The organism is Mesorhizobium sp. M1142 (genome assembly GCF_040318565.1).
In the GTDB taxonomy this organism is placed as follows: Bacteria; Pseudomonadota; Alphaproteobacteria; order Rhizobiales; family Rhizobiaceae; genus Mesorhizobium.
The window spans coordinates 1-13,003 of record NZ_JAMYMK010000019.1; the positions used below are offsets into that span (position 1 = coordinate 1).

A 13,003-nucleotide genomic window follows, 5' to 3' on the forward strand; every position below is an offset into this window, starting at 1 on the left:
CCTCAAAGTCATTGTTGCTGGACCTCTGCTACTCGCCGACACTCACCCTTACCACATCTGCTGACACTCGAGCCACGGTGACCACCGCCGTCACAGTTGGCGCATTTCTGATATTCAAGCTTTGATGTTAATCAACCGATCAACCCGCGCGTAGGGCGCGATTTGCGAGCGCCTCCCCATATCATCCGCGGTCCAGCAGAGATTCATTTGTCACCGGCCAGGCGCATCATTCCGCAGGTATGTTTGACTAAGCCGAGGAGAGCGGTCGTTCAGGATGGCGCAGTCGCGTGCCAAGATTGGCCTCCGCTCTGGACGTTTGTCTTGCTAATGAGGAGCCTGCTCGGGTGCTGATCGCCACCGCCGGCGTCCGCTGCCGACAAGCGTGAATCCGCTTGGTTCCGCACCGATCGGTACTTGCCGACGGCGAGGTTGACCCGGCACGGGGTGCTCGTCGCGTATCCTGATTCCGCTGTCGGATAAACCCCACGACTTCGCTTAGCGAGGCCGAAGTTGATCTCTGCCATCTACCAGGTCGAACCATCAACCCCGCATATTTGTGTCGTAAGCTGACGTGCCGCGAATACGCCGTTTTCGGTGAGGGAGGATTCGAACTCCGCGCTTGGAAGAGCGTCCTTCTCGTCTTCACCGTGCACGCCGGTTACGTGGGCGGCCGAGTGCCCTTCCGCGCTTCGCCAAACCTGCCGTGGAAAAGGCCTTGCCGTTTTTTTCCGGCGGGGCTTTGGTCAGATCGCGACTAGTAGTGATTTATGCTGAAACTGGTTGCAGAGTCCGGAGTCGGACTTATTTGCGCTGATTAAGAGGCCCCGTCAGCAAACGAACTCGGTCACAGCACTGTATTGGCGGTATCCCTCTACCGACTCGAACCGCGACCGTTTCTTAGGTCGCGCCTACCGTTTTGCACGCCCTCCCCTGCCCGGCCGTGGCGGAAGGTTGAACCAGTTGGGCGACTGCTAGGTTCCAGACTGGAGGTAAGGTCGGCTCGCTGAAAGCACGGCAGGTGGCACGCGGCACATGCGCGACAACGGCGGTGGAGGGTTTGAGAGGGCCGGAGCCCCGACAGCTTTCGGGAGTTCGAACGATATAGTCGAACGGCCGAAATCGGGGCGCAAAGCTGCCATTCGGCACAAAGATAACAAATAGCATCGGCGATCGGCTGAAGCCGCTCCTTCTCAGTCTGCTGGCGAACCGCGTAACCGGGGCAGATTTCCGGGCGAAGGGGTTTGCAGGCGAGCGCGTTCGTGATTCACCCTATGCGTGACGCTACCACCGACTGATTCGTTTGAAGGCTGTCGCTCGCGGAACTCCGCGGGTTGGTTACTGCGCTGATCGGCGAAGTGCGCGGTCCAAACATGGTTCGAAGTGGTCGATCGCAGGGCCGCGTCGCACGGTGCAGAAGGCCATGCATCGTTGATTATGCGCAAACTGCTATCGCGCGCCTAGTCGGAACTCGCGCATCGAACAGTACATCACATCGTCCGTCCCCAGCGCACCGGCGGCCTCCCCGCTCGCAATCCAAATAGACGTCTTTCAGCTGTTTGATTGGCATGTCAGCGTGAGCGAACGCGAGGTCCTGGGCGTCAGAAGCCGACAATGAAGCCGGACTGATTGCGATCAGCACGGTGCCGAGCGTCACAGGCGCGAGGGACTTAACAACTGACATGATCATTTTGAGATCCTCCCCAGCTCCCGTCGGTCAACATCCAGTCCTTGGGGTCGCAGGTGTAGTGCCGTTCGAAGGTCCCGTCCGCGCGCCGCTGCTTGTCGAAACCTCGATGTAAGGCTCGATCGCGCGCTCGTGGACCAGCCAAAGGGGATCTCGGCCGAGGCGTAGCCACTGCCGGCGGCCAACCGTTTCGGGATCGAGGCCGAAGCGATCCTGGTGCGCTCGATCGTCGTGCCGGCCGCGCCTGCCTCCGCATGACGGATGGCGCGGCTTCGCAAATCGCACATGATTTCGTCACGTGAGATGCCGATGTCGCCAAGGACGTCATCGGGTAAACGGCTCAACTGGTCCGTTGCCGACAAGAGAGCTTTTCGCTCGGCGCGGAGGCGTAACCACCTGCGAAATGGACCAATGGCGGCAGCATGAATTATAACCATGATCAGATCCTCCCTTCATTGATCTGAATTGACCGGTACGGAACGGCGCGAACGGCACTCCGGGCGAGAGCGTCAGGCGTCCGCGAGGCAAATTAGGCGTAGTGGTCGATGGATTGGTTTTGCCGCGGCGTGCCCATACGGCGGGCGGTGGCTGGCCCCGGGCCACGCATGTAATAAAGCTCCGGGCGGTAGCGCGGCGCGACGAATTTGCGAAACCCCGCAGCAAGTTTTGTGACGGGAGCCAAGAATTTCATGACTGTTCCCTTTCCCTTCGCCGGCTTGCGCACGAGCCGGCGGGCCTGACGTTGCAACAAGGATATGACAGTCGAACCAGGCTCGGCTGTGGGAATTCCCACACCGGGGAAAACATTGGCGAAATCCGCTCCCAGTTTGCATCCCGGAAAGCGGGACCTACGGCCATCAAATTTCCTTGGATAGGGAGTAAGGTGAAGTACACTTGATTGAACAAGAGACCGTTGTGACAGGCTCTCTGGCCTTCATCTCAAGACTTTGCGATGCCGACCTGGCCGCGCTGACCAAACGGTGGCACGAGCGCAGCTATCGACACAACGAGCTAATCATTTCCCACGGCGACACTGGTCGCGATGTCTTCTTCCTGCTGGAAGGACGTGCTCGCGTGACACTGGTTTCAGCGGACGGCAGGGAGATAGCGTATCGCGATGTCGAACCGGGTGACATTTTCGGGGAGCTCGGAGGCATTGACGGGATTGCACGCTCTGCCAGCGTAGTCGCGCTGGAGGCAACCCGCGCTGCACGGCTGTCCGGCACAGCATTCCGGGATATCGTGATGACCCACCCGACTTTTGCCTGGGTGCTGCTTGAGCATCTGTCTGCCCAGCTCCGGCGCATGACCGAGCGGGTATTCGAATACAGCACTCTGGTCGTGCGAAAACGGCTGATCGTCGAGATCCTGCATCGGGCGGAGAAAGCCGCACTCGTGGACGGCGAGGTGTCCATAAGCCCGGCACCGACGCATTCCGAGCTGGCGGCAACGATGAGCACGCACAGGGAAGCGGTCTCGCGCGAAATGAGCGACCTCGCCAAGAGAGGCCTGATCGAAAAGCGCGGCAGCAGGTTATTGCTGCATGACGTCTCGGCACTACGGGCGCTGGTCGACAAGAAGGAATAGCGAAGGCTGTCGCTGCGGCGGGGGGCACCGCACGTTTCATACTCCTCGGCCGCAAGTGAAGCGTTCCCGCATCTCCCGGTTCAAGGTGATAAAGGCGCTCCCGACATAGCGTCCTGTGCCACGCTCGGCCATTAGGGCGAAAGCCGGCTCGGCGTAGATGATCGACTGGATGTAGAACGCTTCGTGAGGGGGATAAATCCCGCCATACTGAACTGCAGTCAGCGTCTCCCGCCGTTTCCGAGTGTCTTCGTCCAAACCTTCCACGGCAATGCTCCCGATCCCGTCTTCTGGCCCCACTTAGTCCTTCCCGAGGACAAGGCGCAATCGTCGGTCGAAGTAACGCTTGTGAAAGACCTCACGGCCGCTCCGGAGCTTATAGGTCGTCCAGAAGTAAATGGCGTTTCTGTTGCTGCCGGCGAGATCAATCCCGGCCATTGCCTCCATGTTCGGCCTCGAAGCGGTTCGGCGGCATTCCTCAAGAAGTGCCTCGAATGGCACCGTCAGAAACTGCTTCAGTTCCGCTTCCGCGAACAGGTCCTCCACGGGATCGAACTTGCCGATGCCGACCCGCTCGCATTCGCCCAGCGGCCTAGCTGGCTTAATGCTGCGAAACGCTAGTTCAAAACCCCTGATTTCCCCCCTCCACCGGTCGCCGGTCCATCACCTCGCATACCCGCGCGGCGTGTTCAGGTTTGACACGGGGACCCAGGCACACGCGACGAAGCGCATCGTCGAGAAAGTGCTTAGGCCCGGCTTGGCCAGTAACGAAGCGCCATTCCTTCTCGTGAGCCCATTCACCGCGCTTGCGCGTGATGCGAGCAATCACCGCCTCTTCGAGATGCTGCGCCCCCATGTCGGCGAGCGTGAGCGATGGCAGAGCGTTGCGCGCGCATAGGTCACCGGGCGCAGTTTCTCTGCATGGAAGTCACTGATCATGAGGTCAGCAGTATCGAACTCTAGGCACATGCCCGCGAAGTTGCTGCCGTGATAAGCCCACATCGGCAGATGGGTGGGCCGATCTTGCTCATGAGGTTCTGGGCTTTGGTAACGTTCTCCAAGATCAGCGCCATCAAGCAATGCTCCGTTCGTAACAATCAAAGGCAACGTGGGACCCCCTGTCAGGAAGGCGCGGCGACTACTTCGGCACGGCTTTGAGCATTTCACCTTTAATCCTGACGGTCTCAAGCTTGTACGCCCCGCCGTCGTTGTTGAACCATTGACACATAAACCCGCCGGCACTCTGCGCCTCGTTGATCGTCATGTTAGGACCGCCAGACTTTAGCTCCACCACATCGCCAACTTTGAAATCAGACATAAATTCTCTCCCAATGTTTGAGAACGACCAGTAATCAGACGTGGGACGCGGTGGAAAGCGGAATGGAGACCTAGCTAGATTTAGCGTAGCACCCCCTCCTCCTCGGCAGCGGCCTCGAAGGCTTTACGAACATCCCTGGGTGACACCCGGCCCTCAAAGGCGTCGCTGCAGGCTTGCACCGCCAGATTCCACTTCGGTCCCCTCTCGGTCCACTTCATGAGTTCCTCGGCGGCACCCTCGACATTGTTGCAGCCGTAGGTGACCCCAAGTCGGTCAGTCTTGACGTACACCGGAGGGGAGAACCAATGGGTTGCCATGAGGGGGCCGCTCTGCGCTCATCATCGAAGACCGTGGGCATACCGCTTCGCGAACCTGAGGTCCGCTTTTCGTTGCCAGACGGGCAGAGCGCCTAAACTTCAAATCGCACGGCCCAGAGCAGATGAAACTACAGCCGCATGTGTTGCCGGCAGTTCGAACAGCATGGGCAGGTGGCGACACTCGGCTTCGTCCACGATCAGCGCCTCAATAGTCGCGATGGAAAGATGGCTTCTGAGGCGCAGCCGGACAACCGCGGCGAGCTTGTGAACGGGCACCGGTACCGCCCCGGCGTACTGGTCTAGAAGATTGTTGATCTCGGCAACTACTTTTGGATCGACGGCGTGGGGCAATGGCAGCATGAGAGCGCTTCCTTTCGGAAGTAACTCTAAGCCGATCGGGGCGATGAGTCTTGGCGGGTACGTTTTTAACCAAATGTCGCGGACATCATTAGACGTCAGGTCACGCTCGTTAGCGTTGCGCGCATTAGAGCGGCCAGCGCCCGCTGCACAGCCAATCGCAACGCAAGCGTGAACCATTCTCGCGTTACTGTGTTTGTAGGGATGCCGCGCTATTTCTTCGACTTCACCGACACTGGCAAAGTCTTCCTTGACGTTGTTGGTACCGATCTCCCGGACCTCGAAGCTGCAAAGGCGGAGGCGGTAAAGGCCTTGGTTGAGATTACCAAGGATAAGCTGCCGGATGGCCCTTTCGAGAATTTGTGATGACCGTTCGCGACGAGTCCAACGAAACGTTCTTAGAGGCTATGATCAAGTTTGAGATGCGGGCGCGCTAGCTCTGCAAAGATGGTTTCCGATTGGTATCACTTGATAGACAGCTCTCGCTTACAAATAGACAGTTCTCGGTTGAATGAGCGTCGCGCGCGCACAGACATCGATGACCTTCGGCTCTCACTTGATGAAACCCGCCGCGTAATTGCGGCATCCCGTAAGCTGCTGGACCGGATGGCGAACCGGTTCGATGAACACGAGTGGAGGGTTCCTACTCTGGTGAGAGATACACCTTGGCTTCCTTGGCGGCAGCCTCAAAGCCCTTTCGTACCACCTGAGGGTCAATCGGATCGCTCTCTAGATCTGACAGGCAAAGGTTCACCGCCTTGTGCCAGCGGGTCCTCTGCGGGTCCACCTCTTGAGTTGCTCAAGGGCTGCCCTCGCATTGTTGCAGCCATGCCTGTCGCCGGTTTCAGTCTTCACGAACACGGGAGGGACGAACCAATGGGTTGCCATTGAGGGATAATTAGAGGGGGTGGAATGTTTGGTAGAGATGTCTGGGCCGGTGATCGAATTTGGCTCGCGCGAAGAGCGATGCGACCTGCTAATCAGGAAAAAGCCTACCCTCCTCCTTAGCGGCAGCCAGGAATGCCTTACGGGCCTCCTCAGCTTCCATCTCGTCGAATATCACGGCCATGCAAACGCTCACCGCGAGGTCCCAGCAAGGGCCACGCTTCGTCCACTTCAGCAGCTCCTCGCCGGCTGTCTCGGCGTTGTTGACGTTGCGAAGGGTCCCGGGACGCTCGGTCTTGACGGGGACCGGAGGGGAGAACCAATGGAGTGCCATACAGTCACTCTTTGTCGGCCCTATCAAGTTCCTGCAGCAAATGCTTTTGCTCAGCCGGCAGCTCCCGTTCTACGGGCAGATTTAGCAGGTTGCGAAGGTGATTGCGGATTACCTCTGAAGTGATCCACCGCCGCACAACTTCGGCAATAACCTTCTGTTTGGCTTTATCGATTTCAGCCATGTTCCGGCCTGCATGCTTAAAAGGACCGAACTGCACCGCGAGCGGATTTGTTCCTTTGAATGATGGGCGGAATGTTTGGTAGAAATTTCTCAGCAGGGGATCGGATTACTGGCTCGCGCGAGGACCCCCTGCCCTCTCGACCCTATAGAGCGCGCCTCGATCCGCCTTTGGTCCCACAACCCCGGATCGGTCGTCCCGACGTACACCTGAGGTCGAACCAATGGGCTGCCGGGAGGACTATTCGTGGAGGTCGAACGCGACTGACAGTCCGAAGGCCGGGGCCGCAGTGATTATAAGGTAGACCAGCTCATCGTCAGTAACCAGCAGATACGAAGAGTCTCGGCGTATCTCTGCGATGGTCTCCTTTACGGATAAGACTTCACCGCGAGAGGCTTGCAGGATCACTTTCTGAACAAGGTCCTTCGTGGCAGCTGCGGCGGGTGGAGAGTTCGGTTGATCGCCCATCCTGGGAGCCCCCTCAAGCTAAACCCAAGCGATCATTGATGATCCACAGTGGTAAAAAATCAACATACGATCTCGTGTGAAGGGGGCGGAATGTTTGGTAGAAATTTCTGAGCGGGGGATCGGATAACTGGCTCGCGCGAGACTCCCCCATGCGCCCTTCGCTTTCCGCCAGCGAGGCCGTAACATGTTGTGTCGGAGAGTTGGACCCCAACATGGTGAGTCTGAGCCAGAAGTTACGGAGCAAGCAGCCGTTCTGCATCTATTGTGCCGGATCGACTCGCGGCGTCGACATCGACCACGTACCGCCAAGGGGGCTGTTCGATGGAAAGTGGCGACCGAAGGGCGGGGAAGTGACTACCTGCAAGCAATGTCACTGAAGGGACACGCGAGATGGACGATGTCGCGGCGTTCGCAAGCCGCTTCCTGCCCAACCCGACGACGGCTGAACAGCATGACGACGTCAAGCGGTCGATCAAATCTGTGTACCGAAACTATCCCAGCCTAATCGCCGAACTGGGCAGACCGAAGGAGGACGGCCGCTACGTTGAAGGGCGGAGGAGTGCTGGCGGCGAACGGGCCGATCATGTCCTCCGTAATGACTACCTTCGCCGCTCGCATGGGTTTGCCCTTCACCACTGGGTTACTGGGGAGATTGTCGGCCCGGCTGGTGGCGTGTTTGCGCGATGGCATTCAAACTATGAACGATTTCAAGGCCGGCTGCCCCAAGCATTTCTGGACATCCTCGGGGCGGATTACACCATGTCGCAGGGCCGGAAGAATGTGGGAGATCAGTTCAGCTTCAGGTTTGTCAAAGGCATGGAGCTTGGGGTGACCGGGTATTGGGCAATGTTTCGGCAATCGTTCGCGGTCATGGCGTTCGTCTCCCAAAACATGGCTGAACTTCGAGACGCGGCGACCGGGGTTCCTCAAAGGCTATTCCGTCAAGTTCTTGGGGTCTTGGCCCGGTCAGTACGGTCAGCCGTTCCTGACGCCCTATTCCTTCATCAAGTGACCCACCGAGGCACCCGGTCTCGTATGGTATGCTCCAGCGGTACCAGCCAAACCGGAAACCATCTTAACTGAACTGAAGAGGGTTTCCGAACATGTCTTTCATCAGGGCCTATCTCCGCGCATCAACCAAGGAATAAGACGCAGGACGGGCAAGGGAAGACCTTGAACGATTCAAAAAAGAGCGCGGTCTGGCGGTGGCCGCCTGGTATGAAGAGAACGAGAGTGGGGCAACCTTGAAGCGTCCTGAGCTGGATCGGCTCATGCGCGATTGTCATCCCCAAGACGTGCTCTTGGTGGAGCAAGTTGATCGTCTTTCCCAGTTGAACGAGGCCGATTGGGAGAAGCTGAGAGCCGACCTGAAGGCGAAGCAGGTGCGCGTCGTGGCGCTGGACCTGCCGACATCCTGGCAGGCTGTCAGTGATGGAGGCGACGAGTTCTCCCGGCGCATGGCCGAGGCGATCAATAGTATGATGCTGGACATGCTCGCAGCCATTGCCCGCAAGGACTACACCGACCGAAGAAGGAGGCAGGTCCAAGGGATCGAGAAGGCCAAGGCCGACGGGCGTATGCGGGGCCGGCAGGAGGACGCGAAGCGGAACGCCGCTGCCTCGGCGATGCTGAAGACGGGCGCAAGCTGGAATCAGATTGTCGACGTAATGGGCTGCTCTCGGGCGACCGTGGCGAAGCTGGCAAAGCGGGACAGGGCGGCATAGCGAGGAGCGCTCCCGCGACACCTTGCCTGCTTATCGCCGTTCATGCGACCGCGTATGCGGGGTGGCTATTTTGAAGACCAGAAATTTTGCAGATGGATCAGACTACCCCTATCGTGACCGAACTCGATGACGGAGAGGAAGAGCGCGACAGTCCCTTCAATGCCTATCGGTTCGCCGCATCGGAGAACACCAAGGCTATCGTCCAGGAAGCGATCGGGCTGCTCCTGAACTGCGAGGCCCATGTCGGGCTCAGGACGAACAAGCGCCGGAACCGGGATCAGGAAACATTCGACCTGACCGTTGACGCCGTTCTGTCGGGCCTCATGCACCATCACGTCGCCGAGGATCCAGGCGCTCCAACCGCGTTCTCGGCACAAAGAGCCGCTATCGACCACGCGTGTACAGCAAGATGTTCCCACACATTCTCGACCTCATGGCGAAGCCAGAGATGGATTATATCGAACAGCAGATCGCTGCGCCGGTGGAAGGCGCTGCCAGGGCGACGGTCATCCGGTCCGGTCTCCGGCTTCTTGACCGGATCGCTGAGCATGGGGTCGGAATCGATGACCTCGACGAACATCCGCACGGCGAGACCATTGTTCTGAAGCGCGTCAAGCTGGTGTCTACAAGATACTCAGCCAGAACAGGGCTGGCACCTCGATCTGCCGCCTTTTCTCGTTGCGGAAACGTGTATGCTGCAGCTTAGCGCGCTGTTTCCGCCCGGGTGGAGCTAGGCTGTCAGTTTAGTGAAGTCGTGGCGCCGCGCGCGAACATGTGCCAGCAAATTCGTTTCGTTTACGACCCCTGATTGAAAGAGATTCAGCGTGGTCGAGACCAGAATCTGACCGTCTATCGAAGTGCTGTACCATTTAGCGTCGGCGGTTATCTGGTCGACAACCCGCTGGCAAATCGCCCGATCTTTAGGTCTAAGGAACTGACTTTTCAGCACTGGTAGCATCTCGATGCCTTTAAAGGGGAGTCACTTGTCTCCCACGCGACCACGCGTGGGTCTCCCGAGAATGGATACTAAACGCATCTGGACAGAAAATTGCCATTCGTTTGAGCGGTACCGATGCGGGGCGTTGGGTCGATGACGTGGTTGCGATCCCGGCCGCGGTACGGAGGCGGGTCACCGACGACCGCCTCAGGGATACACGCACTTCCTTAGGGGGCGGCCCAGCGGCTTGGGTTAGGGGGCCGCTTGGCCTGACCAGCGAGCGTTCGGGAATGCTCGACTGACTGGTTAGTACATTAGACAAATCTAATGTACTTGAACCATGCGAACAAAGTACGCGGCGGTAAGAAAGTGGCTGGCACGATTCACTTACCGCGCGCTTTTGCCTTGGGTTCTGGCGAGCTTTCTGACGGGTTTGCAGCCAATTTTGCAGATCGCCGATCTGTTACCCACAGGGACTTTTTCCTCGCCACCAAATCATCACGATCGCCCTCAGCGGTCGCTCGGCTATGCATCGCAGCTGTGGCGTAGTCGGCTCTGTTGGTTCGATAGTCTTCTTTTTGGACAGTCATCGTTTGCTCCCAGTTTCATAGCCCGTCTTTTTGCCCTGGCGGGGAGATTAACTGCCGGTGCATTACGCGAGTCAATCGATTAAACGACCACCCCGCAGTCGCGAGGGACGGGAAGCAAGCCGACAATTTTAACGTTGGAACGGCTTACAAAGTGCCGGCAACACAGCCGCCCTTTTGTCGGTGTGCGTTGATCGCGTCCATGTTGCCCTTCAGCTCCCCGATACGAGCATGCGCTGAGGGCGGGACGAAGTCTATGTGCCTTGATGGGATGCGGATTATATTCCTATTTTGTGGATGCCGCACCATCGCCGACACGAAGCCGTGCCGGTCCTACGTCCTTCCTCTACGACCGCACAAGATTGTCAACAATCTGTAAAAGTTTTGTTGACAGATAATTGATTTGAGCCTTGACTCACAAAAGTCCGCGTATCGGTCGAGTTCTGTCGCAACAATGCGCGGCCTCCAAAGGGGAAAGAACAATGATCAACAGACGTTCAATAATCACATTCGCCGCACTCGGCGCCGTCTCTGCGCTGGCAATCATGGCCGGCGGCACAATCACAGTGCAAGCCGCCAACAAGGAACTCAAGATCGGCTTTGTCGGCGTGACGAGTGGCGCGGCCGCTGCGTGGGGCACATCCAACGTCCGCTCGATGCAGACGCGCGCCGCCTGGATCAACGAAACCGGCGGGGTGAAGATTGGTGACGAGACCTATGACATCAAAATCGTCACCTTCGACGATCAGAAGGACCCGAAGCGGGCGATCGCCGGCATGGAGAAGATGGCCCAGGAGGGCATCCACTATGTCGTCGGTCCGAATGTCGACGACGGCGCGGCGGCGGTGCGTCCCGTGGCAGAATCCAAGGGCATCATCTATTTTCCTTACGCATTCCCGAAGGAACTCTACACCCCGCCGGCGTCCAACGCCGTGCTCGGCATGATCGCCAACTACCAGTCAGCTCCGGCGATCTACAAATATCTCATGGAAAACAGGGGCGTGAAAAAAGTCGCCTTTGTCGCCGCCAACGAATCCGATCCGCTGAGTCAACGGGATGGCGGTGTTGCCGCGGCAAAGGCGCTCGGGCTTGAGGTTGTAGCTGCCACGGACGTCTACCAAAACGATACCCGCGATTTCACGCCGGTACTGACGCCGATCGTTTTGCAAAAACCGGACCTGCTGGTGCTTTCGGGTGTCGCGCCCGGCAATGCTCCGCTGCTGATCCGCGCCGCGCGCGAGCTCGGCTACGAAGGTCTGATCTCCACCGAAACGGCGCAGGATGCCAAGGTGCTGGAAGAGGGCGCGGGCGAGTTGGCCAACGGTTTCATCTCAGTCGGCGGCGCATCGACGCCCGAAATCGCATCCGACATGATGAAGGAGTTCGTCGACCGCTATACGAAAATGTTTGGCGAATACAATGACGAGTCCAACACCAAGGTCTACGCGCTCGAATACATCATCGAGACGCTGAAGGCGAACCCGGCCGCGATCGACAATGTCGAGGAGTTCAAGAAGACGATCGACACTTTCTCGGCGCCCAATCCCTATCTGAAGGGCGATGCCAAGCTGACCTATGTCGGAATGACGTCGTTTGGCCAGAAGCGCCAGCTTTCGGTCCCGATGGTGGTCACGGAATACCGCGACGGCAAGTTCGAGACGCTCTTCGTCGCTCAAGTCGATTGACGCAATTGCACTGAAGCGGATTGCCGCAGAGGCTCGTGCATTCGCCTTGAGCCTCTGAATGGACGGGAACCATCCTGATGGAACAAGTCATCGCCAACGGGCTTTATCTTGGTGCGCAATACGCCTTGATCGCGCTCGGTCTGACCCTGATCTTCGCTCTGATGAACGTGCTAAACTTTGCCCATGGGCAGATGTACGTTCTCGGTGGCTTCATCACCTACACCGTCTATGGCCAGCTCGGCATGCCTTTCGTCGTCGCGCTCGTCGCGTCCGGGATCACGCTGCTGGTCATTGGAGCGCTGGTCGAGAAATTCCTTTTCAGAACGGTGATTAGGCGAAGCGTGCGGGAGGAAAGTACGATGCTTCTCGCGGCGGCGGTCGCATTCTTCCTCGACGCCGTGATCCTCCTCCTGTTCGGCGAAAAGCAGCGCGGCGTGCCGAAGATCGTCAACGGCGTCTTCGTCTCCGACAGCCTCATAATGCCTTACGACCGGCTGCTGGTCGGCGCACTCGCCATACTGTTCATCGCCTCCTTCGTGCTTTTCATGCAGTACAGCAAGCCGGGACGCGCCATGCGGGCGCTGGCGCAGGACCGGGTCGCGGCACAGCTTATGGGCGTCGAGGTCGACCGCTATTCGATGATCGGCTTTGCGCTCGGCGCGATGCTTGCCGGCATAGTCGGCGGGCTGCTGGTCGCCATCACCGGCGTCAATTCGGGCATCGGCGGGCCGATCTCGATCAAGGCGTTCTTGATGGTGATGATCGGCGGCGCCGGCGTGGTCAGCGGAGCGATCGCCGGCGGCTTCATCCTCGGCATGATGGAATCGGTCGGCCTGACGGTGCTACGCCAATATGGCGACGTCACTTATCTCGTCATCTTCGCCGCGCTGATGGTGTTCCTGAGCATCCGCCCGAACGGGCTCATGGGCAAGCCGTGGGGGTGAT

The 13,003-nt window shown here is 58.6% G+C and carries 16 protein-coding genes and 1 pseudogene; 8 read left to right on the forward strand and 9 right to left on the reverse strand.

The genetic code is table 11. The features are described from left to right. Positions 1 to 2,213: 2,213 nt before the first annotated feature. Positions 2,214 to 2,375: a hypothetical protein gene (locus NKH42_RS25025; RefSeq protein WP_167522729.1), complete on the reverse strand. Its 162-nt coding sequence runs from the start codon at positions 2,373 to 2,375 to the stop codon at positions 2,214 to 2,216. 224 nt (positions 2,376 to 2,599) lie between these two features. On the opposite strand from NKH42_RS25025, the gene NKH42_RS25030 reads away from it, so the two are divergent. After that, a complete protein-coding gene (locus NKH42_RS25030) occupies positions 2,600 to 3,271 on the forward strand; it encodes a Crp/Fnr family transcriptional regulator (protein WP_352478425.1) in 672 nt (223 codons plus the stop codon). Between the two features lie 36 nt (positions 3,272 to 3,307). On the opposite strand, the gene NKH42_RS25035 is transcribed toward NKH42_RS25030, so the two are convergent. After that, the gene (locus NKH42_RS25035) at positions 3,308 to 3,535 is read right to left on the reverse strand and encodes a hypothetical protein (RefSeq protein ID WP_352506240.1); all 228 of its coding nucleotides are present in this window, start codon (positions 3,533 to 3,535) and stop codon (positions 3,308 to 3,310) included. Positions 3,536 to 3,616: 81 nt separating this feature from the next. Here NKH42_RS25035 and NKH42_RS25040 point away from each other — a divergent pair, with 81 nt between their 5' ends. Then, positions 3,617 to 3,889: a hypothetical protein gene (locus NKH42_RS25040; RefSeq protein ID WP_352478423.1), complete on the forward strand. Its 273-nt coding sequence runs from the start codon at positions 3,617 to 3,619 to the stop codon at positions 3,887 to 3,889. A 517-nt stretch (positions 3,890 to 4,406) separates the two neighbouring features. Here the strand turns inward: NKH42_RS25040 and NKH42_RS25045 are convergent. From NKH42_RS25045 to NKH42_RS25055, 3 genes are all read right to left on the reverse strand, one after another. After that, a complete protein-coding gene (locus tag NKH42_RS25045) occupies positions 4,407 to 4,586 on the reverse strand; it encodes a YodC family protein (protein WP_352478420.1) in 180 nt (59 codons plus the stop codon). An 80-nt stretch (positions 4,587 to 4,666) separates the two neighbouring features. After that, the gene (locus NKH42_RS25050; protein WP_352702920.1) at positions 4,667 to 4,903 is read right to left on the reverse strand and encodes a DUF982 domain-containing protein; all 237 of its coding nucleotides are present in this window, start codon (positions 4,901 to 4,903) and stop codon (positions 4,667 to 4,669) included. 99 nt (positions 4,904 to 5,002) lie between these two features. Further along, entirely contained in the window at positions 5,003 to 5,263 is a 261-nt protein-coding gene (locus NKH42_RS25055; RefSeq protein WP_352478416.1) for a hypothetical protein, read from the reverse strand. Positions 5,264 to 5,464: 201 nt separating this feature from the next. Between NKH42_RS25055 and NKH42_RS25060 the strand changes: the two genes are divergently transcribed. Beyond that, a complete protein-coding gene (locus NKH42_RS25060; RefSeq protein WP_352702918.1) occupies positions 5,465 to 5,626 on the forward strand; it encodes a DUF6894 family protein in 162 nt (53 codons plus the stop codon). Positions 5,627 to 6,236: 610 nt separating this feature from the next. On the opposite strand, the gene NKH42_RS25065 is transcribed toward NKH42_RS25060, so the two are convergent. Both NKH42_RS25065 and NKH42_RS25070 read right to left on the reverse strand, forming a co-directional pair. Next, on the reverse strand, positions 6,237 to 6,479 hold the full coding sequence (locus NKH42_RS25065; RefSeq protein WP_352478412.1) for a DUF982 domain-containing protein: 243 nt from the start codon (positions 6,477 to 6,479) through the stop codon (positions 6,237 to 6,239). A 4-nt stretch (positions 6,480 to 6,483) separates the two neighbouring features. Then, positions 6,484 to 6,660, reverse strand: coding sequence for a hypothetical protein (locus NKH42_RS25070; protein ID WP_352478410.1), 177 nt, complete (start codon positions 6,658 to 6,660; stop codon positions 6,484 to 6,486). Between the two features lie 855 nt (positions 6,661 to 7,515). On the opposite strand from NKH42_RS25070, the gene NKH42_RS25075 reads away from it, so the two are divergent. Both NKH42_RS25075 and NKH42_RS25080 read left to right on the forward strand, forming a co-directional pair. After that, entirely contained in the window at positions 7,516 to 8,208 is a 693-nt protein-coding gene (locus tag NKH42_RS25075) for a hypothetical protein (RefSeq protein WP_352691722.1), read from the forward strand. A 20-nt stretch (positions 8,209 to 8,228) separates the two neighbouring features. After that, positions 8,229 to 8,849: pseudogene (locus NKH42_RS25080) on the forward strand (recombinase family protein). 65 nt (positions 8,850 to 8,914) lie between these two features. Here the strand turns inward: NKH42_RS25080 and NKH42_RS25085 are convergent. Next, positions 8,915 to 9,181, reverse strand: coding sequence for a hypothetical protein (locus tag NKH42_RS25085; RefSeq protein ID WP_352506246.1), 267 nt, complete (start codon positions 9,179 to 9,181; stop codon positions 8,915 to 8,917). 116 nt (positions 9,182 to 9,297) lie between these two features. Between NKH42_RS25085 and NKH42_RS25090 the strand changes: the two genes are divergently transcribed. Further along, positions 9,298 to 9,555 (forward strand): hypothetical protein, encoded by a 258-nt coding sequence (locus NKH42_RS25090; RefSeq protein ID WP_352506247.1) that lies wholly within the window; start codon positions 9,298 to 9,300, stop codon positions 9,553 to 9,555. Between the two features lie 614 nt (positions 9,556 to 10,169). Here the strand turns inward: NKH42_RS25090 and NKH42_RS25095 are convergent. Further along, the gene (locus NKH42_RS25095) at positions 10,170 to 10,376 is read right to left on the reverse strand and encodes a hypothetical protein (protein WP_352506248.1); all 207 of its coding nucleotides are present in this window, start codon (positions 10,374 to 10,376) and stop codon (positions 10,170 to 10,172) included. Between the two features lie 479 nt (positions 10,377 to 10,855). Between NKH42_RS25095 and NKH42_RS25100 the strand changes: the two genes are divergently transcribed. Together NKH42_RS25100 and NKH42_RS25105 are read left to right on the forward strand one after the other, a co-directional pair. Further along, positions 10,856 to 12,058, forward strand: a complete 1,203-nt coding sequence (locus NKH42_RS25100) for an ABC transporter substrate-binding protein (protein ID WP_352478408.1) — start codon at positions 10,856 to 10,858, stop codon at positions 12,056 to 12,058. Positions 12,059 to 12,135: 77 nt separating this feature from the next. Further along, positions 12,136 to 13,002 (forward strand): branched-chain amino acid ABC transporter permease, encoded by an 867-nt coding sequence (locus NKH42_RS25105; protein ID WP_352478406.1) that lies wholly within the window; start codon positions 12,136 to 12,138, stop codon positions 13,000 to 13,002. Position 13,003 lies beyond the last annotated feature (1 nt).